The sequence below is a fragment of the Neobacillus drentensis genome (assembly GCF_036965425.1).
GTDB classification, from domain to species: domain Bacteria; phylum Bacillota; class Bacilli; order Bacillales; family Cytobacillaceae; genus Neobacillus; species Neobacillus drentensis_F.
Genome location: NZ_JBALPP010000023.1, coordinates 46,861 through 70,201 on the forward strand (window position 1 = coordinate 46,861; position 23,341 = coordinate 70,201).

21 protein-coding genes are annotated in these 23,341 nt (G+C 41.9%); 19 read left to right on the forward strand and 2 right to left on the reverse strand.

Annotated features, from left to right (window positions below):
* Window position 1: 1 nt before the first annotated feature.
* A complete protein-coding gene (locus tag V7161_RS06910) occupies window positions 2-826 on the forward strand; it encodes an ABC transporter ATP-binding protein (protein ID WP_335443432.1) in 825 nt (274 codons plus the stop codon).
* 14 nt (window positions 827-840) lie between these two features.
* Window positions 841-1,836 (forward strand): NAD(P)/FAD-dependent oxidoreductase, encoded by a 996-nt coding sequence (locus tag V7161_RS06915; RefSeq protein ID WP_335443434.1) that lies wholly within the window; start codon window positions 841-843, stop codon window positions 1,834-1,836.
* A gap of 46 nt (window positions 1,837-1,882) precedes the next feature.
* Here V7161_RS06915 and V7161_RS06920 read toward each other — a convergent pair whose 3' ends face one another.
* Window positions 1,883-3,091 (reverse strand): MFS transporter, encoded by a 1,209-nt coding sequence (locus V7161_RS06920; RefSeq protein ID WP_335443436.1) that lies wholly within the window; start codon window positions 3,089-3,091, stop codon window positions 1,883-1,885.
* A 268-nt stretch (window positions 3,092-3,359) separates the two neighbouring features.
* Between V7161_RS06920 and V7161_RS06925 the strand changes: the two genes are divergently transcribed.
* Window positions 3,360-4,790, forward strand: a complete 1,431-nt coding sequence (locus tag V7161_RS06925; protein ID WP_420491587.1) for an alkaline phosphatase — start codon at window positions 3,360-3,362, stop codon at window positions 4,788-4,790.
* An 87-nt stretch (window positions 4,791-4,877) separates the two neighbouring features.
* Window positions 4,878-5,531, forward strand: a complete 654-nt coding sequence (locus V7161_RS06930; protein ID WP_335443440.1) for a DUF4352 domain-containing protein — start codon at window positions 4,878-4,880, stop codon at window positions 5,529-5,531.
* Between the two features lie 23 nt (window positions 5,532-5,554).
* Here the strand turns inward: V7161_RS06930 and V7161_RS06935 are convergent, their stop codons facing one another.
* Window positions 5,555-6,298 (reverse strand): IclR family transcriptional regulator, encoded by a 744-nt coding sequence (locus tag V7161_RS06935; protein ID WP_335443442.1) that lies wholly within the window; start codon window positions 6,296-6,298, stop codon window positions 5,555-5,557.
* A 148-nt stretch (window positions 6,299-6,446) separates the two neighbouring features.
* Here V7161_RS06935 and V7161_RS06940 point away from each other — a divergent pair, with 148 nt between their 5' ends.
* The 15 genes from V7161_RS06940 (at window position 6,447) to V7161_RS07010 (ending at window position 23,312) form a co-directional block, all read left to right on the forward strand.
* A complete protein-coding gene (locus V7161_RS06940; protein WP_335443443.1) occupies window positions 6,447-7,313 on the forward strand; it encodes a dimethylarginine dimethylaminohydrolase family protein in 867 nt (288 codons plus the stop codon).
* Window positions 7,314-7,331: 18 nt separating this feature from the next.
* A complete protein-coding gene (locus V7161_RS06945) occupies window positions 7,332-8,093 on the forward strand; it encodes a dimethylarginine dimethylaminohydrolase family protein (protein ID WP_335443444.1) in 762 nt (253 codons plus the stop codon).
* A gap of 211 nt (window positions 8,094-8,304) precedes the next feature.
* Window positions 8,305-9,705 (forward strand): amino acid permease, encoded by a 1,401-nt coding sequence (locus V7161_RS06950; protein WP_335443446.1) that lies wholly within the window; start codon window positions 8,305-8,307, stop codon window positions 9,703-9,705.
* Between the two features lie 37 nt (window positions 9,706-9,742).
* Entirely contained in the window at window positions 9,743-11,362 is a 1,620-nt protein-coding gene (locus tag V7161_RS06955) for a M20/M25/M40 family metallo-hydrolase (protein ID WP_335443448.1), read from the forward strand.
* Between the two features lie 283 nt (window positions 11,363-11,645).
* Window positions 11,646-13,028, forward strand: coding sequence for an L-cystine transporter (locus V7161_RS06960; RefSeq protein ID WP_335443450.1), 1,383 nt, complete (start codon window positions 11,646-11,648; stop codon window positions 13,026-13,028).
* 194 nt (window positions 13,029-13,222) lie between these two features.
* A complete protein-coding gene (locus V7161_RS06965) occupies window positions 13,223-13,849 on the forward strand; it encodes a histidine phosphatase family protein (protein WP_335443452.1) in 627 nt (208 codons plus the stop codon).
* A 77-nt stretch (window positions 13,850-13,926) separates the two neighbouring features.
* Window positions 13,927-15,219, forward strand: coding sequence for an AAA family ATPase (locus V7161_RS06970; RefSeq protein WP_335443454.1), 1,293 nt, complete (start codon window positions 13,927-13,929; stop codon window positions 15,217-15,219).
* 266 nt (window positions 15,220-15,485) lie between these two features.
* Window positions 15,486-16,718, forward strand: coding sequence for a Zn-dependent hydrolase (locus tag V7161_RS06975; protein ID WP_335443456.1), 1,233 nt, complete (start codon window positions 15,486-15,488; stop codon window positions 16,716-16,718).
* 160 nt (window positions 16,719-16,878) lie between these two features.
* Entirely contained in the window at window positions 16,879-17,658 is a 780-nt protein-coding gene (locus V7161_RS06980; protein ID WP_335443458.1) for an IclR family transcriptional regulator, read from the forward strand.
* A gap of 48 nt (window positions 17,659-17,706) precedes the next feature.
* A complete protein-coding gene (locus tag V7161_RS06985) occupies window positions 17,707-18,591 on the forward strand; it encodes an acetaldehyde dehydrogenase (acetylating) (protein WP_335443460.1) in 885 nt (294 codons plus the stop codon).
* 21 nt (window positions 18,592-18,612) lie between these two features.
* The gene (dmpG, locus tag V7161_RS06990) at window positions 18,613-19,641 is read left to right on the forward strand and encodes a 4-hydroxy-2-oxovalerate aldolase (protein WP_335443462.1); all 1,029 of its coding nucleotides are present in this window, start codon (window positions 18,613-18,615) and stop codon (window positions 19,639-19,641) included.
* Between the two features lie 447 nt (window positions 19,642-20,088).
* A complete protein-coding gene (locus tag V7161_RS06995) occupies window positions 20,089-20,487 on the forward strand; it encodes a hypothetical protein (protein WP_335443464.1) in 399 nt (132 codons plus the stop codon).
* A gap of 1 nt (window position 20,488) precedes the next feature.
* A complete protein-coding gene (locus V7161_RS07000; protein WP_335443466.1) occupies window positions 20,489-21,157 on the forward strand; it encodes a PspA/IM30 family protein in 669 nt (222 codons plus the stop codon).
* A gap of 105 nt (window positions 21,158-21,262) precedes the next feature.
* Entirely contained in the window at window positions 21,263-21,937 is a 675-nt protein-coding gene (locus V7161_RS07005) for a response regulator transcription factor (RefSeq protein WP_335443468.1), read from the forward strand.
* Entirely contained in the window at window positions 21,927-23,312 is a 1,386-nt protein-coding gene (locus V7161_RS07010; RefSeq protein ID WP_335443470.1) for a sensor histidine kinase, read from the forward strand. The genes V7161_RS07005 and V7161_RS07010 overlap by 11 nt, the downstream gene beginning before the upstream one ends.
* Window positions 23,313-23,341: the final 29 nt, after the last annotated feature.

A 23,341-nucleotide genomic window follows, 5' to 3' on the forward strand; every position in this document is an offset into this window, starting at 1 on the left:
CATGGTCTCACTTTCAACAGAGAATCTTCAAATAGGATATGGAGATAAAATCATTGTAGAAGAATTGAATTTGAACATAAATAAAGGGGAAATAACCACTATCATCGGTGCAAATGGCTGCGGTAAATCGACGATTTTAAAAACGATTGCTCGAGTTCATCCAGCAAAGTCGGGGGTTGTTTACCTGGACGGAAAAATGATACACAAGATTCCGACTAAAGAAATCGCTAAAAAGATGGCTGTGCTTCCGCAAAGCCCGGAAGCACCAAGCGGTTTAACGGTCTACGAATTGATTTCGTTCGGCCGCTCTCCGCATCAAAGCGGCTTTGGCAGGCTGTCGAATGAGGATAAAAAGGTGATTCAATGGGCGTTGGATGTTACAGGATTATCAACATTCGCCGATCATCCTGTTGATGCACTATCTGGAGGACAGCGACAACGGGCATGGATTGCGATGGCCATTGCGCAGGAAACGGATCTTTTGCTTCTCGATGAGCCTACTACCTATCTGGACATGGCGCATCAGCTGGAGATTTTGCAGCTGTTGGAAAAATTGAATCGGGAAGAAGGACGGACGATTGTGATGGTTATTCACGATCTTAATCATGCCTCCCGTTTTTCCCACCATATGGTTGCTATGCGGAAGGGGAAATTAGTAAAAGAAGGTACCGCTGACGAAGTCATGACCCATGAAGTTTTAAAAATCGTTTTTCAAATTGATGCCGAGATTGTCAAGGATCCTCGGACGCAAAAGCCTGTTTGTCTTTCTTATGATTTAATTCAAAAAGAGCACCAGACAGCGAAGCAAAAGGTAGTGAATATTTAGAGCAGTGGAAATGGATGTGGAATGAGATGAAGCTTTTCGACGTAACCATCATTGGCGGAGGTCCTGTGGGCCTATTCACCGCTTTTTATTGTGGCATGAGAGAAATGGAAACGAAGATTATTGAATTTTTGCCGTATTTGGGCGGAAAGGTTTCCTATTTCTATCCGGAAAAAATGATCCGCGATATCGGGGGTATTCCTGCCATTACGGGGGAGGATTTGATCCGGCAGCTGGAAGAACAGGCCAGAACCTTCGAGCCGACGATTGTTCTGAACGAGCAGGTAGTTGGGTTAGAAAGATTAACGGATGGAACATTTCTTTTGACCAGCCATAATGGCGAAAAGCATCATACTCGCACCATTATTTTAACGACTGGTTTCGGCACGTTGAAGAGCGCCAGGCTTGACCTTGAAGAGGCAGAGAAATATGAAGGACAGAATCTGCATTATATGGTGGAAACACTGAAGAATTTTAGCGGCAAACACGTACTGATTTCTGGCGGCGGCAATTCAGCTGTGGATTGGGCGAACGAATTGCTCCCGATAGCAAAGCACGTAACGGTTGTTCACCGCCGTAAGGAATTTTCAGGCCTGGAAAGAAATATTTCGAACCTCCGGAACTCAACAGCAACCATTCTGACACCGTTTGTAATGGAAGGGCTGTCTGGGGAAGAGGACCGGCTGAACAGCGTTCGTGTGAAGAATCTTGAGACGGAAGAAATACAGAACATTGTTGTTGAAGAAGTTCTTGTGAATCATGGATTTTCGATTGACCTGGGTCCCATCAAGGAGTGGGGGCTGGAATTCGAAAATGGCAGTATTAAAGTGGACAGTTTCATGCAAACGAATATTCCTGGAATCTTTGCTGCAGGGGATATCGCCAGCTATCAAAACAAACTGCACCTAATCGCTGGCGGCTTCTCCGAAGGCCCCACCGCCGTCAACAGCGCCAAAGCTTATACCGAACCAGAAAAAGAACTAAAACCAATCTTCTCCACCAATCACTTTTAAAATTAAAACCTGCCCCAATCACAAATAGTGAATGGGGCCGGTTTTTTTATTTTTCTTGATTGATTGTGCGGGTACGGCTTTGCATGTGTTGGTGCCTTAAATAAAAGATAGCGGTCATGATAAGCGATAGACTTCCGAAAAGGACACACATGAGCTGAAGACCAATCAAATCTAACAGAAATCCGCTAATAAGAAGAACAATCTGGAAGCTGATTCGGTCAAGCATGTTTCGGAAAGAGAAGAATCGTCCATGGAAATTCTTTGGTACCATTGTTTGGAAGATAGTGGCCGTTGTCGGGAAAAAACAGCCGACAGAAAATCCAAATAACACAAAGGCGGCAATTGTTACCACCGGGAGGTTTGCTAAATAGAGCATTACCTCCGATAACCCAATCAAAAAGGAACAAGCAAACAGAATGAAATAGGGGGTAATTCTGTCACTGATTTGTTTGATGAAGAAAGCACCAATCATAAAGGAGATACCCTCCGCCGTGTAAATCAACCCTTTAATGGCGGAACTATCCTGAATTTCACTGATATTAATCACCAAAAGATTAAATCCTCCGAGAAACAAAACGGGGACCAGTGTCATGATGAGGGTCATATAAACAATTGGAAGATTTGTTATAATCGGAAAAACATCTTTAAATCTGGTCTTTTCTATAGTGCTTTTCTTAACTAGCTGAATTCCCTTGCTTTCATCAATATCCAAGAACCAAGTAAGGATGAATAATCCGATATAGGCAACCAGAGAACTCATATAAAGCATCGATAGCGGCATGATGACCAGCAATAATCCGGCTAATCCTGTTCCGATAATACGGGAAAGGGTCGAGACATTCATATAAACTCCATTTAAACGGAGCAGTTCCTTATCAGGAACGACCATTGGAAGGGCTGCTTGAAGGGCAGGAAAATAGAAAGCGGCTGAAATTTGAAGCAAGACTAGAAAAATGGCCATCCACCATATTGAGTTAGTTGCAATTGCAATGAGCATAAAAATTACACTGACAGCCCTCACAAAACCAGCGATAAGCATAACCCTTTTCTTACTTGAATGATCAGTAAGTCTGCCGGCATATGGCCCAACCGCAATTCCTGCAAGCAGTCCACCTGCTAGAAGGAGTGATTTTAAGAAGTCTGACGGGAGCATGCCCTGCATGAATTCCAAATTACCAATTATGCCAAACCACAAACCTAGTCCGGCAATAAATTCTCCCGTTAATAAAATCCATACATTTCTGTTTTTCCACATACGTTTCGCCTTTCGAAATTTAATTCATTACTATCAAAGATACAACAATATTTCAAATAATTAAAGAAAAAGTTAAGAAACAGCAATTGTTCGTATTTTGTAAAGAAATGGTTAAGGAATATAGGTAAGAAGTAGGAGGAGAGGGCGCTAGAAATTAGAAATTTTATCAATTTTTTTAAAAGGACTGGGGTAAAATTCCTAATAATTCTCTTTTTTGGTTTTCGCACGTTTACAATTCTTTACATTGACTTAAAACTACCTCTCTATAATGAAAATCGTACGATCTATATTAAAGGGGGAAATTAAATTGTTTAAGAAAAATCTAGTTAAAAAGATTCTTCCATTAGCTATGGTCTCAACTGTAGCGTTTGCGGGTCTTGAAGGTACAAACGCTGTGAAGGCGCAAATAAATAAACCAGTAAACACCAATGCTGAAATTAAAAACGTAATTTTTCTTATTGGTGATGGAATGGGTGTTTCCTATACGTCAGCCTACCGTTATTTAAAGGATAATCATGCTACTAAATTCGTTGAACCTACTGAGTTAGATAAATACCTCGTCGGGCAGCAAACTACATACCCGGAAGATCCGAAACAGAATGTAACCGACTCGGCATCGGCTGCGACAGCGATGGCCGCAGGAGTAAAAACCTACAATGCCGCCATAGCGGTCGACAATGATCAATCAGAAGTGAAAACAGTACTTGAAGCTGCGAAAGAACAGGGAAAAGCAACAGGGCTAGTCGCGACTTCTGAAATCACGCATGCAACGCCAGCATCCTTTGGTTCGCATGATGTAAACCGTAATAATATGAATGCGATAGCGGATGATTATTTTGATGAAAAGGTTAACGGAAAACACAAGATTGACGTCCTTCTCGGCGGCGGTTCGGATTTATTTATTCGCAAAGATCGCAACCTTGTTGAGGAATTCCAAAAGGATGGCTACAGCGCTGTTTCAAACCTTCAGGAATTGAAAAAGGATAACAATGACCAGGTGCTTGGGCTTTTTGCGAAGCGCGGCATGCCGAAAATGATTGACCGTACAGAAGAAATGCCTTCTCTTGCCGATATGACGAATGCGGCCATTGAACGCCTAAATCAAAATAAAAAAGGCTTCTTCTTGATGGTGGAGGGAAGCCAAATTGACTGGGCCGGACATGACAATGATATCGTCGGTGCCATGAGTGAAATGGAAGACTTCGAAAAAGCGTTCAAAGCAGCGATTGATTTCGCTAAAAAGGATGGGCATACTCTGGTTGTAGCAACGGCTGACCATTCTACCGGCGGTTACTCCATTGGTGCCCGTGGCGAGTACAACTGGTTCAGTGCTCCTATTAAGGCAGCGAAACGCACACCGGATTTTATGGCTGAGCAAATCGCAGGTGGTGCTGATGTGAAAGATACGTTGACCAAATATCTTGATCTTCCTTTAACCGATAAAGAAATTCAGTCAGTTAAAGATGCTGCTGGTTCCAAAAAAGTGGTAGATATCGATAATGCCATTGAACAAATCATTGACACCCGTTCATTCACAGGCTGGACAACTGGCGGTCACACGGGTGAGGACGTAAATGTATATGCATTTGGCCCTGCCAGCGAACGCTTTGCAGGTCAAATCGACAACACTGATAATGCTAAAATCATTTTTGATCTCCTTGAAAAAGGCAATAAAAAAACTGTAATCGAAGATAAGTAAGTTTTCTATGATAAAAAGAATCCCGCTGCTCTTTGCGGCGGGATTCTTTTTCAAAAAAGTCCTTTCTACCCGATTGGAGGAATCAATGTGAAACAGATCATGTTCATTTTTTCATTTATTTTTCTTCTAGCAGGCTGTTCGTTTTCATCTATTCAATCTAATTCGAAAGCTGAACAACCCCAAGAAAAAAAGGTTTCAGAAGCGGAGCACGACGCCTATTATAACAGCCCTCAGGTGACGGATGACTCCACTTTGCAAAGACCAGGCCAGTCCTTTACGGATGAAAAAGGGGAAGCCACACTAAAAGCAATGAAGCAGCTAAACAAGACTTATCATTTTGGCGATATTGAGTACACAATAAGGGAAGTAAAGCTGCTTCATTACCGCCCAGATTACAGTTTAATTGACTATTTTCATCCGTTAACAGAAGCCGAAGAGTTTGACTTTATAAAAATAAGCGTCGATATTAAAAACCTATCAAAAGAAAAACGGCAATTTGCTCCTGTTGCACTATTTGAGACCAATACGGGTGTAAAGGCAGACTGGAATCAGGATATGTATCTTGAACATCTCAATGGCGTTTTAGAAGGGGATGAAGTAAAACGCGGCAGCCTTGGTTTTATTGTAAAGGATACAAAAACCCATAAGATTGACTGGATCAAAATCTTAACAAGCGATGTCTATAACGTTAAACAGGAAAGACTCGAAGAAGCACAAACTATCCAAATTCCTTTTTCATGAAAAAAGAAGTTAGTGGACAACCACTAACTTCTTTTTCTTCCCAATTTAGTAGAAATGCGCATGCCGTATTCCATCACTTTATTTCTTAAAAAGTTTTCTCTTTCTTCTGTTACATTAAAGCTGACATACCCGATGCTGATGGCACCTATCAATTCATTAGAATGGTCAAAGATTGGGGCAGCGACTGATGAAGTGCCTTTCGTTCTTTCACCATGACTCTCGGCAAATCCATCGCTGCGAATTTTGTTCAATAAATTTAAAAAGTCCGCTTTGTCTTCTTCGATAGGTACCAACTTTTTAACTATCTTTACAGCCTCATTTTTGGGCATATGGGCTACCATGGCCTTATTGGCGGCGCCAATATTCATCGGGATGCGGATCCCCAGCTGATCATAAATGCGGATCGGGTTATGCGGACAGTCAATTCTTTCTACGATTAACGATTCCAGGCCAATGGGTTTACTAAAATAAACACTTTCCTCGCACTCGTGCATTAATGCCTCCATTTCAGGGCGGATAAGCCCGACAAAATCAAAGGTATCATACATCTGCAAACCATACTCCAACCAGGCATTCCCCATTGAATAAAGTTTTGTTTCGGCCTCCTGTTGAATTAATCCATGCTGCATCATCGAATGTAACAAACGATGCATCGTACTGACCGGGAGCTCGCATTCCTTAGATAAATCAGTAATGGAATACCAGCGCTTCGTGTCGTTTCCAGCAAGAACTTTAATGACTTGCATGGCTCGATCAATTGTTTGCATTACTTCAACCCCTAAAAATTATTTTTCAGTCAATTCTAAATATATTGACATGCAAAAACAGCTGCATTAATATCATAAATATAAGTTTTTCCGTTAATAAGAATTATATTCCACTATGCGGAAAAAGGGAAGGAGGAAATTAAAATTCATGCTAGCATCGATGCATAAAAAGCTTAACCGAGTAATCGTCAAGCATCCCAAAGACGCTTTTCTTAATCAGGAGCATCTAAAAAAGGAATGGAAGAGATTCAATTATATCAGTGAGCCTGATTTTACCAAGGCAGAGCGGGAGTATGAACAATTTCTTGCGATTATGAACAATCATGTGGAAAATATTGAATATTTACCTGCTTCAGAAGCTGTTGGTTTAGATTCGCTTTATGCCCATGATCCCGTTAAATTTACGAAAAATGGCGCGATTATTTTAAAATCAGGAAAAAAATTACGTCAGTCTGAGGCTGAAGCCTATAAAAACTTTTTGCTAGAAAAAGATATCCCTATTCTGGGAGAACTCACTGGAGAGGCGACAGCAGACGGGGGAGATCTTGTTTGGCTCGATGATCGCACATTATTAATTGGGCGCGGCTACCGAACCAATGAGGAGGCAATTGAACAAATCAAGGAAATGACTAGGGATATAGTCGATGAATGTATCGTGGTTCAGCTCCCTCATGATCAAGGGGAAGAAGAATGTCTTCATCTCATGTCATTTATTAGTATTGTCGACGACAATTTGGCTGTTGTTTATTCTCGGTTGATGCCGGTCTTTTTACGACAAATGCTTATCAAACGGGGGTTTCAGCTCATTGAAGTGCCGGATGAGGAATATCAACGACTCGGCTGCAATGTTCTTGCGTTAGCACCGCGCGTATGTGTGATGGTTTCTGGAAACCCTTACACAAAGGAAAAATTAGTAGAGGCTGGGGCAACGGTTTACGAATATGAAGGCAATGAAATTTCTTATTTAGGAACGGGCGGACCGACATGTCTAACGTGTCCAGTGGTCCGTAATTAATAAAAGGGGGAAATAATCATGTTTAATAACACAATTGTCAGAGTACCTGGAGAGAACTACATCAACGGCATAACCACAGCCGATTTAGGAACACCTTTACTAGAAAAAGCTCTAGAGCAGCACGAAGCCTATATTGAAGCTTTGAAAAAATGCGGAACAGAGGTAACAGTCCTTCAGAGTCACGTGGATTTCCCGGATTCTACCTTCGTTGAGGATACCGCCGTTTTGACACCTAGATTCGCGGTCATTTCCAATCCCGGAGCACCAACAAGGAATGGAGAAATCCATGCAATGGAACCTTCTATCAAATCCTTCTATGAAAATATTTATTATATTAAAGCCCCTGGAACACTTGAGGGCGGGGATATTCTTCAAATTGAAGACCATTTCTATATCGGAATTTCAACGCGGACGAATCAGGAAGGGGCCGAACAATTAAAAACGATTTTAGAATTAGAAAACTATAAGGCAACGATTGTTCCGCTGGAAAAGTTCTTTCATTTAAAAACAGGAATCTCTTATTTAGGAAATCAAACCGTTGTCGTGGCAGGCGAATTCATCGACCATCCAGATTTTAATTCTTATAAAAAAATTATTGTCCCACCGGAAGAGGAGTACGCGGCAAACTGTATTCGAGTAAATGATTATGTCATCATCCCGGCCGGATATCCAGTCACAAAACAAAAGATTAACGATGCGGGCTATCAAACGATCGAGCTTGATATGTCGGAATTCCGCAAGCTAGACGGCGGATTAAGCTGCTTGTCGCTGCGCTTTTAAGAGGATTGTAGGCTCTGGCTGTGTTAAGGAACATCTTTGATCATGTGCCCGTGTTGATTGGAACGGAAGGCGCGAGACTCCTGCGGGAGTACGGGACAGGGGAGACCCCGCAGGCGCTAAAGCGCCGAGGAGGCTCCCCGAACCGCCCGCGAACCGCTCGCGCCTGGAGTGGAAATCAACAGGCTAGTATAATACAAGGGGTGAAAGAGGTATGGTCGAACAAGGGGAACAGCAAAATCAATTAAATCGATCCATGAAACGCAGGCATTTGTTTATGCTTTCCTTGGGGGGAGTCATTGGAACGGGGTTGTTTTTAAACGCTGGTTATACCATCAACCAAGCAGGTGCGGGCGGTGCATTAATCGGGTATTTATTTGGAGGAATCATTTTATACCTTGTCATGGTGTGCCTAGGGGAACTCGCGGTCCATATGCCAGTAACTGGGTCGTTTCAAACATATGCCAGTAAGTTCATTAGTCCATCTGCTGGATTTTCGCTCGGATGGATGTATTTTATTGGATCTGCAACTACGGCAGGTGTAGAATTTACCGCTGCAGGAATATTGATGAAACGGTGGTTCCCAGACATTTCGGTCTGGGTGTGGTGTGCCGTTTTTATTGCATTGCTATTCGTGCTCAATGCCCTGACGACGAAGGGATTTGCTGAGGCGGAATATTGGTTTGCGGGTATTAAAGTAGTAGCTGTCATTTTCTTTATCATTATTGGTTTTGGCGCGATTTTTGGCATTATTCCATTAGAAGACCGCCCGGCTCCCTTTTTAGAGAACTTGGCTCCATCAGGATTGTTTCCAGCTGGTTTTGTCATTCTTTTTGTGACCATGATGAACGTTATTTTTTCCTATCAAGGGTCGGAATTGATTGGAATTGCAGCAGGTGAAAGCGAGGATCCGCAAAAGAATATCCCACGTGCGATTCGGAACGTCCTGTATAGAATTATCGTCTTTTATTTAGCTTCAATTGTCATTTTATCAGCGATTTTTCCAAACAAGGAATTAGGACTATTGGAAAGTCCATTCGTTACATTGATGGACTTAGCGGGTATTCCATTTGCACCAGATATTATGAATTTTGTCATCCTGACAGCCATTCTTTCTGTTGGAAACTCCTGCATTTATGCATCGACCCGACTACTGTGGGCGATGGCGCATGATGGAATGGCACCGAAGGTATTCGGAAAGCTGTCAAAGCGTAAAGTTCCTTTCACATCCCTAGTGTTTACAATGATATTTTCGCTTTTATCCTTATTAACAAGCGTAATTGCTGCAGACACGGTGTTTGTATTATTAATGTCGATTGCAGGTATATCGGTGACCATTTCGTGGATTGGGATCGCTCTTTCCCAATTGATGTTTCGAAAGAAATATTTGGGTGCAGGCGGTAAATTAGAGGATTTACAATACAAGGTTCCGTTTTATCCATTAATTCCAATAGTTTGTATCGTATTCTGCGTGTCAATCCTAATATTCCTGGCCTTCGACCCAACACAGCTAGTCGGTTTACTAGCAGGGTTAGGATTTTTGGTGGTCTGTTTCATTTTCTACCACTTTAAGAATAAGAAAAACACCGAAGTGAACATAAAATCAGGCCTTTAACTAACACTATTACAAAATTTAAAGGGGTATTAATATAATGGAACAACTTAGATGGGGGACGCCGGATGCGCTTCGAAGGCTCCTATGTGAAGTAGTGAGTTGGAAAAGCATGACATTAACGGAGGGAGAACGAGAATTTCCTTCAAAAGTACAAGCAAAGCTCGCAGAAGTAACCTATTTTCGAGAGAACCCTAATCATTTAGAGCTTCATGATGCCGACTTAGGGCGGAGGTTTTTAACGGCATTATATAAACACCCAAGTGCAAAGGAAACAATCGTCCTCATTAGTCACTTTGATACCGTGAATACAGAAGAGTATGGGGATCTTGAGGAATACGCCTATCAGCCAGAAGAATTAACCCAGCTCCTTCTGACCAGAAAAAATGAACTGCCGGAGGATGCAAGGAACGATCTTCAATCAGGAGAGTATCTATTCGGAAGAGGCACGATGGACATGAAAATGGGTCTTGTCATGCATATGGGTCTAATCGAAAAAGCTGCGGCCGAGGAATGGCCGATTAATCTTCTTCTGTTGACCGTACCGGACGAGGAGGTCAATTCGTCAGGAATGCGTGCAGCAGTGACCAAGCTTTTGGAATTAAAGGATGAACATCAGCTTACTTATAAGCTTTTCCTGAATGGGGAGCCAGTATTTACGCAAGAACCGGGTGATAAAAATTATTATGTTTACTCAGGTTCAATCGGCAAAATCATGCCGTCCGCACTATTTTATGGGAAAGAGACGCATGTTGGTGAACCGCTTAGCGGCATTACAGCACCTTATATCGCCTCTTTTTTAACGCAGCGAATGGAATGGAATCCAATGCTGCAAGAAAGGGACCTGGGTGAAACTACTCCTCTTCCTGTCACCCTTCAGCAAAAGGATTTAAAACTGGAATATTCTGTGCAAACACCTTACCGGGCATCAGCTTTATATAATGTGTTTTTAATGAAGCGGAATGCCGATGAAATCATGAGGATTTTTGAAAAAGTTGCCAAGAGTGCCGCTGAAGCCTGTAACGAAGCATATAAGCGAGTCTGCCGAGAACTATCTGCTGAGCCGGTTGGAAGCGTTCGTGTGTTACGTTACGAAGATTTATTAAAGCATGCCACCCAAAAGTTTGGGGAAAAAAAGGTAGAAGCAATTAAGGCTGGCATTCATGCAAACCGAGAATGGGATGACCGGGAAAAATCCTTCCGAATTGCCGATACATTAATGATCCAGTGCCAGGAGCTTGCACCGGCCATCGTCCTGCTTTTTGCACCACCTTATTATCCTGCGGTCAATTCATCGGAGGATGAACTCGTGAATCAATGTGTGGATTACGTAAAGAAGGAAGGGCTCGCAAAATTTGATTTGCCGGTAAGACAAATCCATTATTTCAATGGTATCAGCGATTTAAGCTATGTGAACTATCGGGATGAAGGGGAAGGATGGACTACTTTCCAAGCAAACACCCCGGTATGGGGCAGCAGCTACAGCATCCCATTCACAGAGATGGCCCAGCTCCAAGCCCCGGTTTTAAATGTCGGCCCCCTTGGAAAAGACGCACATAAACGTACGGAACGTCTCCATATGAAAAGTGCATTTGAAGAAGTACCTGTACTAGTTGAAGGTATGATTAAGATGATAATGAATACGAAGATAAAAGACTGATTCACCTTGGTGGATCAGTTTTTTTATTAAGTTTGATTAAAAAAACTAATCAAGCGTTTGATTAAACGAGGCTGAAGTCATGCCGGGTCTGATATTTACCATATTATAAAAAAACTAATCAAACGTTTGATTAAATAGTACTAAAGGCTTGGTATATAAAGGTTATTCCTGACATATCCATTAAATATCAAACGTTTGATGAAACTCGTAATTTATAATTCCGACTTGGTTGATGGGAATGTGTAGTATTGGCGATTTCCATAAAAATTAAAGGAGGAACAATATGGATACTTTTTTAATCATCGTGAATATTGCCGTTCTGGTATTACTCATGGTTGGTTTGTTCATGATGCAAAAAAAGCACGTTTCCTTTTCAAAGCGTGTTTTTACTGCGTTGGGTTTAGGTATTATTTTTGGTTATCTCATTCATTTAATCTATGGAACAACATCCGAAGTAACCACTGGTTCAATCGATTGGTTTAACATTGTCGGCAACGGGTATGTGAAACTGTTACAAATGGTCGTGATGCCGCTAGTTTTCATATCTATCGTTGGCGCGTTTACGAAACTAAAATTAACAAAAAACATTGGTAAAATCAGTTTCCTAGTGATAGGAATTCTGCTTGGAACTACAGCTATTGCTGCAGCGATTGGGATTGGATCAGCATTAGGATTTAACCTTGATGGTGTTCAGTTAACAGAAGGTGCAGCTGAAAAAGCTAGGAATGCTCAATTAGAAGAAAGAGTGGCCGGTGTAGAAAACATGACGCTGCCGCAGCAAATTACCGAACTCATTCCAAGCAATCCGTTTCAAGACCTAACTGGGGCTCGTCCGACCTCCACCATTGCCGTTGTCATTTTCGCAGCCTTTGTTGGAATTGCCTATCTTGGTGTCAAACGCAGGGAATCAGAGCATGCAGAATCTTTTGCGAGAATAATAGATACGCTTTATTCGATAACCATGAGGGTGGTTACACTCATTCTCCGGCTGACGCCATACGGAATCCTTGCGATTATTTCAAGGGTAGCCGCGACAAGTGATTACGATGCCATTGCCAAATTAGGTAAGTTTGTCATTGCTTCCTATGTGGCACTGATCATCATGTTTATTGTGCATTTACTGCTTTTAATGCTAGCAAAACTGAGCCCAGTTAATTATGTAAAAAAGGCATTGCCTACCCTAACCTTTGCCTTCACTTCACGAACTAGCGCCGGGACACTGCCGATGACACTTAAAACGCAAACTAAGGATTTAGGAGTATCTGAAGGAATTGCCAACTTTGCAGGCTCCTTCGGGCTTACCATCGGTCAAAATGGCTGTGCTGGAATTTACCCAGCCATGTTAGCCGTTATGGTCGCACCTGCAGCAGGGGTAGATCCAACAAGTTTATCCTTTATCCTACCGCTTATTTTAGTCGTGGCTATCAGCTCATTTGGCGTTGCGGGTGTTGGCGGAGGCGCCACCTTCGCAGCCCTGATTGTCCTATCTGTCATGAACCTGCCTGTAGCAATAGTCGGTCTATTAATCTCTGTTGAGCCTTTGATTGACATGGGACGCACAGCCTTAAACGTCAGCGGCGCCATGACTGCCGGAGTCTTAACTAGCAAAGTGACAGGTGAATTCGAAACCGAAGTATATCAACAGCCTGATATCGTAGAGGCATAAAAAAAGAATCATAACAAAGCTGGATAGATAAAATCTATCCAGTTTTTTTAATGCCGATTCCGACGGCTCCTGTTGGTTTTTCAAATATATAATTCAGATTATTTAGATATCTTTCTTTACCAATCATTAGGAACTTGGTAAAGTAGATTTTAAGATAATCGAGATTACGATTAAATACATAAGGGGTGGAGACTATGAATATTTATCTAATTCGCCATGGGGAAGCAGAGCATAATGTAGATAGATTCTTGATGGCACATACACATGATTCTCAGCATAGTTTGACCGAGATCGGCCATAAGCAAGCACAAATGACAGCTGAATTTATGAAAGAGATTGTAAATGAAAAGTCAGTCCTATTTTGTTCTCCCTATTTACGGACAATGCAAACGGCGCAGGCGATTCATTCGTTACTGCCCGAGCAAATTCCATTTTTCCAGAACCCGCTGCTAAGAGAGTGGGAGTTAGGAAATTTATATGATTTTAACAATCGCACTCCGGAGGCAAAAAAGGAATTCAAAGCGGCGGGACAATTTTACTTCCGCTATCAAAATGGAGAATCATTAGCAGATGTGTACCTGCGGGCAACCATGTTTATGAACACCGTCCTAGAACGCGCGAAACAGCAAGGACGGTACGAAAATGTCGTGATTGTCACGCATGCAGCCTTTATTCAGATGTTCCTTACATTCCTAATGAATTGGCCTATTGAATTATTAGCAAAATTTAAACCGGTTGAAAATGCATCTGTCATTAAGATTCACGAAGCGGATTGGGATTACCAATATGAAAAGATTTTTGTTCCAATTGTCGAGGAATGAAATGCTAAAATCATCCACTAGACTATTAGCATAGTAGAGGGATAATAAAGGTGTATATTTTTTAAAAGGAGAACTGAATGAAAAATAATAATGTTCTTTTTCAAATAGGGGAAGTAGACCGAGAAGCCTTGCCATATTATTATGACTTTGGCAAAATTGTTTCTACTATTCAAGAAAAGCTTGTAGCTGAAACGGGAATCGAATTTCAAATGTACTCTGATTCAGATACTTCCAATGAAATTTGGGATATCCTCGAAGAAGACTTAAAAGAGGAATCTTCGGAATTGCAGCTGATTAGCTATATTTATAAGGAAGGTGAGACGAAAACGATTTCGTCGAACCATACCGATAAAACGATGGAGTTCATAGTAAAACCGCGTGTAGAAAACGGGCTTTACTATTATCCGAACTATGAAGTGGCCTTATCGAGAGTGATGATTTTTCAAAGTGATGGAGATATGGACCGGGATCTCGTTTTTGCCAAAAATGATGCTTGTTTAGTTTCGTTTCTGAAATATGTTCTAAAGAGAAAACGGGAATATATCAAAAATTACGTCACGGTTTTCACGGATACGGATGATGGCGTAGAGACCGAGATTGAAAGCATTACTAGCTTAGTAACCCGAGATGATGTCTTTTTAGAGGATTCACTTAAGAAAGAAATCTACCGTTCGATTGACCAATTCTTCTCCGAAAGCGGCGAGTTTTTCAAAACCTACGATATTCCTTACAAGCGGGGGATTCTATTATACGGAAAGCCAGGGAATGGAAAGACGACACTCGTGAAATCCATTGCCAGCAGCATTAACGCGCCTGTTGCCTATTGGCAGATTACCGAATTCACCTCGAGCTATACGATTAAAGAGGTGTTCTCCTCTGTATTAAAATTGACGCCAATGGTATTGGTGATTGAGGACATCGACTCCATGCCTGCAAGTGTTCGGTCTGTTTTCTTAAACATATTAGATGGGGCGACTTCAAAAGAAGGGATTTTCCTTATCGGGACGACGAACTACCCAGAAAAGATTGATCCGGCACTGATGAACCGTTCCGGCCGATTTGACCGCGCTTATGAGATCAAATTGCCAACGAAGGAACTTCGTTATCAGTATTTGGTTCGTAAAAAAATCGATCGTATCCTCTCCGAGGAAGAGATTCAGGAAGTCATCGAGGCAACAAAGGATTTCTCCTATGCCCAGCTTAATGAACTTTATGCCTCCATCGCCTTAGAATGGCATTATGATCAGAAGGTCGAAATCGCCCGTCTATGCGCAGACCTAAAATCCGACCAGCACAAACAACGCAAACAAAAATGGGATGAATCATTCTCAACCGCCTCCATGGGCTTTACCGGCTTTACAAGTGATTAAAAATGGTGTCAGGCACCATTTGTGGACATTTGTTCTTATGCAGTAGACACTCAGCGTTATGCTGGGTGTTTATTTGTGGCGTGTACTGTGAATCATACAAACTATAAAACAATTGATGTGAAGGATTTGATATTTTGTCTAATGACAAATGAGGGTCGTCCGAGATATGATTAAAATGACTGAATTTTCCCGCTTTTGTACTCTAAGAGATTTATAAACATTAAAAGAAAATAGTTGAACTTATTTTCTAAAAGGGAGTGTTTTAAATGCAGAAACAAAAGTTATTGATTAATGGGGAAAGACTGCAAAAGGAACTAGAACGGTTCGCCGACTTTGGCCGTACAGAAAATAACGGGGTTACACGCCTGTCATTGTCAGAGGAAGACCGCCGCGTAAGAGATTATTTCCGAACCTGCTGCGAGGAATTAGGCATGACAGTCAAGGTGGATGACATGGGCTGCATGTATGCCACACTTGAAGGCACGGAAAATAAACCGCCGATTCTCATTGGCTCCCATCTTGATTCCGTCAAAAAAGGCGGCCGCTTTGATGGTGTTTTAGGTGTTGTCACCGGGCTGGAAGTGGTAAGAACATTAGTGGAAAATAACATTAAGCCGCGGATTCCGATTACCATTGTCAACTTTACGAATGAAGAAGGAGCAAGATTTGAGCCTTCGATGATGGCTTCGGGTGTGCTCTCAGGCAAATTTGACAAGTCTGTCATGCTGAAAAAGAAAGATGCTGACGGAATTACATTTGAAGAAGCACTTAAATCGATTGGCTATGAAGGAGAAGTGTCCAATCGTCTTAAAGATGCAACCGCCTTTTTAGAGCTACATATCGAGCAAGGTCCAATTCTCGAGAAGGAATCACTTACAATTGGTGTCGTCGAATGCGTTGTTGGGATGGCATGTTATGAAATTGAAGTAACAGGAGAATCCGACCATGCGGGAACGACGCCAATGGATATGAGAAAAGATGCTCTTTTTGCCACCAATAATTTAATCAATGAAATTCGCTCACGTTTAGGCTCTTTAGATCCTGATTTGGTCTTTACGATTGGAAGAGTAAACGTGTATCCAAGCATCCATACCGTCATTCCAAATAAAGTCGTCTTTACTCTAGAAGCACGGCACAAAGATATGGAAATTGTCGGTACCGTCAAAGATTTCATTCAGGGATTGGTAAATTTTAAAGACAATGAGGGCTGTGAAATCAAAACAACCAAGCTATGGGACCGTGACACCGTTTGGTTTGCACCGGAAATCTGCAGCCAATTAGAACAGTCCGCAAACTCATTTGGATATTCCAATAAACGAATGGTCAGCGGCGCCGGCCACGATGCCCAGTTCATCGCCAACTATGTCCCTACTGCCATGCTGTTTGTTCCAAGCATAAATGGAAAAAGCCATTGCGAAGAGGAATTAACCAGTTGGGAAGATTGCGAAAAAGGGGTAAATGTAATTTTAGATACCGTGTTAGCTTTATTATCAAAATAAATGAATGCGAAGACTTTTCCACCAACATTGGGGGAAGAGTCTTTTTTTTGGAAAACAACAATTCTGAATTGACAGATATATTGCCTGTTGGTTACTATAAAGACATAAGTTAAATATTTACGAACGTCATCCGATAATGTCGAACGGAAAGGAATCGAAAATGGCTGAACGATACATTCAATCCATCGAAAGAGCAGCAGACGTCCTTGAATTGTTTTTAGCCTCCAATCAAGAACTCAGTGTAAAAGAAATAAGTGAAAAGCTTGGTCTTTCAAAAAGTACGATTCATGGAATCATCAAAACCCTTGAATATCGAGGGTATCTTCAACAGAATCCTGATGATTTGAAATATAAGCTTGGCTTAAAACTTTTCGAGCTTGGAAACAAAGTAAGCAATCAATTTGATATCGGAAATATTGCCCGTCCGATTATGAAAGAATTAGTCGAATCACTTATGGAAACCGTCCACCTAGTTGTATTTGAACGCGGTGAAGTCATTTATATTGAAAAATTGGATGGTCCCCGCTCCTTAAGAATTTACTCACAAATCGGTAAAAGAGCTCCAATCCACTGCACAGGGGTAGGGAAATCCATTCTTGCCTTTCAAGAGGAAGAAGAGATTGAAAGACTCTTAGCGAACGAGGATTTGGAACCGTTTACCGAGTATACCTTGACGGACAAAGCAGAGATAAAAAAACAGCTTCAAACGATTCGGGAGCAGGGCTATTCTGTGGACGATGAAGAAATTGAATTAGGTCTCAAATGTGTGGCCGCTCCTATTTTTAATCATCAAGGGAAGGTCATTGCCGCCATTAGCTGTGCCTCACCAAAAATGAGGCTTACCGAAGACAAGCAGGCTGAAGTGATTGAAGAAATTAAACAGGCTGCACTAGTGATTTCAACAAATATGGGATTTAAAACCCAACCTGCGCTCGCGTAGGCTCGGTTACATAAATTATTTTTTGAAATTAAAGGAGGAGAACAAAACATGTCAAAAGTAAAAGTTGCCATTCTTGGTTCAGGTAATATTGGAACCGATCTCATGATTAAATTAGGGCGCTCTGAAATTTTGGAACTCACGACTGTCATTGGTATTGATCCCGAATCAGATGGATTGCGACGTGCCAAAGAATTAGGATACACGGCTATCGATACAGGATTAGAAGGATTTCTTGAGCGGCCTGAATTAGCAGATATCGTTTTTGATGCCACCTCAGCAAAAGCCCACATCCGCCATGCAAAGCTGCTAAAAGAAGCAGGGAAAAAAGTGATTGATATGACTCCGGCAGCAAGAGGACCATTTGTCGTTCCATCAGTAAATATGGGTTCGAACATTGAAGCGGAGAATATCAACCTGATTACATGTGGCGGTCAGGCAACGATTCCAATGGTTCACGCGGTTAACCGCGTAAGCCCGGTAGAGTATGCGGAAATTGTTGCAACCATCTCCAGCCGCAGTGCCGGACCAGGAACGCGTGCTAATATTGATGAATTTACGGTTACGACATCACGAGGAATAGAAGAAGTAGGGGGCGCGAAGAAAGGAAAAGCGATCATTATCCTTAACCCTGCCGAACCGCCAATATTAATGCGTGATACCGTATATGCCCTTGTAGAAGAAGGAACGATGGACGAAGCGAAAATCACCCAATCTATTAAGGAAATGGAAAAAGCAGTTCAGTCTTATGTGCCTGGATATCGCTTACGTACCGAACCTATTTTTGATGGCAATAAGGTGACTATTTTTATCGAAGTTGAAGGTGCGGGTGACTACCTGCCGAAATACTCCGGCAACCTGGACATTATGACAGCAGCTGGCGTAAAGGTAGCAGAAGAGTTTGCGAAAAATCTAAAAGCGAATCAGCTAGTTTAATAGAAAGGGGAGAACAACACAATGACAAATGCCCGAGATATTTTTATAACAGAGGTAGCATTAAGGGATGGCAGCCATGCCATTGCCCACCAATTTACAGTTGACCAGGTTTTAAAGGTGGCCAAAGCATTAAACGATGCAGGCGTTCCTTATATTGAAGTATCCCATGGTGACGGTTTAGCAGGTTCATCCTTACAGTATGGACTGTCCCGAACAAATGAACTGGAATTAATTGAGGCGGCTGTTTCTGTTGCAGACAAGGCTAAAATTGCGGTCCTTCTCCTGCCAGGAATTGGGACGGTTAAAGACCTAAAAGAAGCAGCGAAATTAGGGGCACAGATGGTACGTGTGGCCACCCATGTAACGGAAGCGGACGTTTCCCTGCAGCATATTCATGCCGCGAAGGAACTAGGGATGGAAACTGTCGGATTTTTGATGATGTCACACATGGCACCGGTAGATAAATTAGTTGAGCAAGCTAAGTTAATGGAAAGCTATGGAGCAGACTCGATTTATGTAGTCGATTCTGCGGGCGCCTTGCTTCCTGATGGGGTTAGAGAGCGCATCCGTGCCTTGAAACAGCATGTAGGTGTTAACATTGGTTTCCATGGTCATAACAACCTTTCCCTTGCAATGGCGAACACTTTGGTGGCGATCGAAGAAGGCGCTACTAGAATCGATGGAAGTGTCCGCTGTTTAGGCGCCGGAGCAGGTAACACGCAAACGGAAGTACTTGTTGCCGTGCTTGACCGGATGGGCATCAAAACAGGCGTAGATGTTTATAAAATAATGGATTTGGCTGAAGAGATAGTGGCACCCATTTTACAAACTCCACAAGAGATTACAAGGGACAGTCTTGTGCTTGGTTATGCGGGCGTTTATTCAAGCTTTGCGCTTCATGCGAAACGGGCGGCCTCCAAGTTCGGCATCGATTCACGCGATATTTTAATAGAGTTGGGTAAACGTAAAGTGGTCGGCGGCCAAGAGGACATGATTGTAGATGTGGCTGCGGAAATTGCCAAAGCTAAAAGTGTAGAATCAGTACGGTAACGGTGCCAGGCACCAATCAAGGACTTTCCTGTAAATCGGGGGGGTCCTTTTTATTTGTAGAATACCTCCACAATTTTATTGAATCCCACCTTCGAATGAAAAGAATATAATCCCAATAGTAGAATAAGGCTTAAATTTTGTAGAATACCAAGTAAAATTTGTAGGAAGTACCCTAAAAAATGTAGAACACCCCCACGATTTTGTAGAAAGTACCTTTGAATTAAAAGAGCTTTATAGCAATTGTAGAATAAGGCTTAAATTTTGTAGAATACCCACTCAAATTCGTAGGAAGACCCTTTAAAATTGTAGAATCCCTCCACGATTTTGTAGAATCCCACTTTCAGTATTTTTTTAAAAAAAGAATTTCATAACTAGCTTTCCTTTCACCAAGTTTTCACCATTCTCTATTAGAATTCATATCATCAAGGAACGAAAGGAGGAAAATATATGAAAAAGAACAAAGTTGTTTTCTGGGGTATCATTATTGCCGCTTCAGTTTTGGTGGTCAATGTACTCCACTTTCTTTTAGGAGGGCATAGCGCTTTTGCCAGAGGTCCACATGGACAAGGCCATGGAGGAATGGGAACACGAGGTGGAGGTTTCGGTCATAACCAGTTCATGAACGGCCCGCATCATGAAGGCGGATTCCCATGGCTCGCCCTTATTATTGGACTAGCTGTCCTCGCTCTACTAGTAAGATGGCTTAGAAAAAAAGCAAAGACTTCTTCAATGAAACAGTTTATTGACACATCTATTGTGGGTTCACATACACCGGTCATGAATCAAAATGCAGCGATTTTAGACCAATGGGAAAAAAATATCATTACTAAAAAGGAGACTGAATAAAATGGGTATTTTTAGAAGAGTAAAAACAATTGCAATGGCAGAGGTTAACGGACTATTGGACGGCATCGAGGATCCGATCGCGATGTTAAATGAATATTCAAGAGAAATGGAGCAAGAAATTGCAAAAGGTCAAAAAGCGTTAGCACGACAAATTTTTGTAGAGAAAAAACAAGCGGGACTCATATCTGAAACACAGGCTTTAGTGGACAAGCGTACCCGCCAGGCGAAGCTGGCCATAGAAAAAGGCGAAGAGGGAATGGCAAAACTCGCCGTGCAGGAAAAGCTCACCCTAGAAAAACAGGCCGCTCTCTATCAGGAACAATATGAGGCAGTAAAAACTCAGACGAAAATCTTAGTTGAAAAATTAGACCAGTTGAAAGAAACATACAACCTAATGCAGCAAAAGAAAATCTTATTGGCCTCTCGTGCTAATGTGGCACAATCTATGAAACAAATTCAGAAAGCAACTGTTTCCTTCCAAACTGACACGATTGCAAGAGGGGTAGCCCGTGCCGAAGAGCGGATTTTGTTAATGGAAGCAGAAGTACAAGCAGGCAGCCAATTCGCCGCTCCTTTAGCCCAATTTGATACAGCCTATGATAATTTCATTAACGATGAGGAATTAAATAACGAAATTGAAAAATTAAAAAATGAAAAGGAAACAATTTAGTAGACCAAAGAGCACCTGAATATGAGGTGCTCTTTTTAAGTGAATCTTAAGCTTGCTAAGTTAGGTTTTATTGGTAAAGAAAAAACTCTATAAGGAGTCTTAGCAATGAATATTTTATTAGCAGAGGATGATTCACGCCTAGGTGAATTAATCGTATATATGTTAAAGAAGAAAGCCGGATACAAGGTTGAGTGGGTTCAAGAAGGGGACGATGCTTACTATTATGCCACTTCCACACACTATGATGTCATAATCATGGACTGGATGATGCCAAACGGGAGCGGGGTAGAAATCTGCAGAAGACTAAGAAAAAACGGTTATTCCGGTGCGATCCTCATGTTAACCGCAAAGGATACGGTTCAGGACCGTATCGAAGGACTGGACTCCGGAGCTGATGATTATCTCGTCAAACCGTTTGAAATTGACGAGCTGCTGGCTCGTTTGCGGGCACTTTCCCGCCGCAACTATGCGCCTATTTTAGAAGAGGAAATCGAAATGGAAGATTTGATTCTGAATCGGATGAGTCACGTCGTACGTTCAAGCGGAAAAGAGATTCTATTAAGTCCCCGTGAATTTCAGCTTTTGGATTTATTGGTGCAAAATAAAGGACAAGTCCTGCCGCGCGAGGTCATACTTGAGCGGATTTGGGGCTTTGATGCGGATGTGGCCATGAAAACGATTGATGCGACCGTCAAATTGATCCGCAAAAAGCTGGTTCCACTTGGAAAACAAGAACGGCTGAAAAGCATTAGAGGGGTAGGATATAAATTTGAATCTTAACCCATTATCATTTATTCGTTCCGTTACCAGCCATAGAGAAAAGGATGTTTTTAAGAGCACACAAGGCAAACTTACCCGGATTTATAGCGGAATTTTGATGTTATTTCTCATCCTTTTTATCGTCATCGTGTATTTTGTGCTCCATTTTGTAATCATGCAAAATCAAGAAAAGGAACTTCAAACTTTAGTAAATCAGGAGGCCGCCTACATTGAAGAATATTTATTGAAAAATAATCAAACGGATTTGCATGATATGCAAAATCAAGAGGTTATCTTCGCTGGAGTGAATCAATATTTCTATTATGTAGTAAGCGCTAATGGCGAAGTGATGATGGGACAAGAAGCTAATCGCCGCATCCGTCCCGATATCCTCCGCATATTGCAGGAGGGTCATCAAAATGAAATACAGAAGAAAACACTAAGTATGGAGAGCAGGGGCAATAAAGGCGAATTCCATCCTTCCGAAGCGAATCAGGATATCCGCTTGATCATTGCCAGTAAGCCGATTTATTATAAAGGGCAATTCATTGGTCAGCTTTATGCAGGAAAAGATATATCATTTGTCTATCAATTGTTTCACTGGGTTCTCATTATTCTAGTTGCTTTAGGTGGTATTTTTTTCGGAATTGCAATCGCTATTAGTACGTCCATGTCGAAAAGAGCGATGGTTCCGATCAGCGGTGCCTTTTCAAGGCAGAGGGAATTTGTTGCAGATGCCTCTCACGAGCTGAGAACCCCTTTAAGTGTTCTGCTATCATCGATTGATGCGATGGAAATGACAATTGAACCGCAAAAAGAGGACTTTTCTGGGAAAATGCTTATGAATATGAGGCAGGAAGTTAAGCGGATGACCCATTTGGTGAGTGATCTATTGACTCTCGCCAGGTCTGATTCGAATACAATCGAACTGAAAACCGAAACCTTTGATTTTCGTTCATATGCAGATAAAGCCTTAGAATCTGTAAGTCCGCTGGCTGCGGCTAAACAAATCTCGTTTAGCCTGGAATCACCAGCAGCACTGTTGGCGGTGGGAGATCCCGAGCGGCTCTCGCAGCTTTTATATATTCTATTAGACAACGCCATTAAATACACCCCAAATGAAGGGAAAGTCAAGTTATTCCTTTCAGGAGAAGGACAGGAGTTAGGCATCGCGGTTCAGGATACTGGAATCGGAATTGAGCGAGAGGAGATCAAGCGAATTTTCGAACGCTTTTACCGTTCCGATAAGTCGCGCTCCAGGCAAATGGGCGGACACGGATTGGGACTTTCCATTGCCAAATGGATTGTGGATAACCATAAAGGGACCATCAAAGTTTCGAGCGAGATTGGAAAGGGAAGCACCTTTATCGTGAGGATACCATTTGGTCTAAAATAGGGATTATAGAAAAACTAATCAAACGTTTG

What these genes read in the sequence shown, in the direction of transcription:
- V7161_RS06910 (WP_335443432.1), top strand. Translation starts at nt 2, where the DNA reads ATGGTCTCACTTTCAACAGAGAATCTTCAAATAGGATATGGAGATAAA.
- V7161_RS06915 (WP_335443434.1), top strand. Translation starts at nt 841, where the DNA reads ATGTGGAATGAGATGAAGCTTTTCGACGTAACCATCATTGGCGGAGGT.
- V7161_RS06920 (WP_335443436.1), bottom strand. Translation starts at nt 3,091, where the DNA reads ATGTGGAAAAACAGAAATGTATGGATTTTATTAACGGGAGAATTTATT.
- V7161_RS06925 (WP_420491587.1), top strand. Translation starts at nt 3,360, where the DNA reads ATGAAAATCGTACGATCTATATTAAAGGGGGAAATTAAATTGTTTAAG.
- V7161_RS06935 (WP_335443442.1), bottom strand. Translation starts at nt 6,298, where the DNA reads ATGCAAACAATTGATCGAGCCATGCAAGTCATTAAAGTTCTTGCTGGA.
- V7161_RS06940 (WP_335443443.1), top strand. Translation starts at nt 6,447, where the DNA reads ATGCTAGCATCGATGCATAAAAAGCTTAACCGAGTAATCGTCAAGCAT.
- V7161_RS06945 (WP_335443444.1), top strand. Translation starts at nt 7,332, where the DNA reads ATGTTTAATAACACAATTGTCAGAGTACCTGGAGAGAACTACATCAAC.
- V7161_RS06950 (WP_335443446.1), top strand. Translation starts at nt 8,305, where the DNA reads ATGGTCGAACAAGGGGAACAGCAAAATCAATTAAATCGATCCATGAAA.
- V7161_RS06955 (WP_335443448.1), top strand. Translation starts at nt 9,743, where the DNA reads ATGGAACAACTTAGATGGGGGACGCCGGATGCGCTTCGAAGGCTCCTA.
- V7161_RS06960 (WP_335443450.1), top strand. Translation starts at nt 11,646, where the DNA reads ATGGATACTTTTTTAATCATCGTGAATATTGCCGTTCTGGTATTACTC.
- V7161_RS06965 (WP_335443452.1), top strand. Translation starts at nt 13,223, where the DNA reads ATGAATATTTATCTAATTCGCCATGGGGAAGCAGAGCATAATGTAGAT.
- V7161_RS06970 (WP_335443454.1), top strand. Translation starts at nt 13,927, where the DNA reads ATGAAAAATAATAATGTTCTTTTTCAAATAGGGGAAGTAGACCGAGAA.
- V7161_RS06975 (WP_335443456.1), top strand. Translation starts at nt 15,486, where the DNA reads ATGCAGAAACAAAAGTTATTGATTAATGGGGAAAGACTGCAAAAGGAA.
- V7161_RS06980 (WP_335443458.1), top strand. Translation starts at nt 16,879, where the DNA reads ATGGCTGAACGATACATTCAATCCATCGAAAGAGCAGCAGACGTCCTT.
- V7161_RS06985 (WP_335443460.1), top strand. Translation starts at nt 17,707, where the DNA reads ATGTCAAAAGTAAAAGTTGCCATTCTTGGTTCAGGTAATATTGGAACC.
- dmpG (WP_335443462.1), top strand. Translation starts at nt 18,613, where the DNA reads ATGACAAATGCCCGAGATATTTTTATAACAGAGGTAGCATTAAGGGAT.
- V7161_RS06995 (WP_335443464.1), top strand. Translation starts at nt 20,089, where the DNA reads ATGAAAAAGAACAAAGTTGTTTTCTGGGGTATCATTATTGCCGCTTCA.
- V7161_RS07000 (WP_335443466.1), top strand. Translation starts at nt 20,489, where the DNA reads ATGGGTATTTTTAGAAGAGTAAAAACAATTGCAATGGCAGAGGTTAAC.
- V7161_RS07005 (WP_335443468.1), top strand. Translation starts at nt 21,263, where the DNA reads ATGAATATTTTATTAGCAGAGGATGATTCACGCCTAGGTGAATTAATC.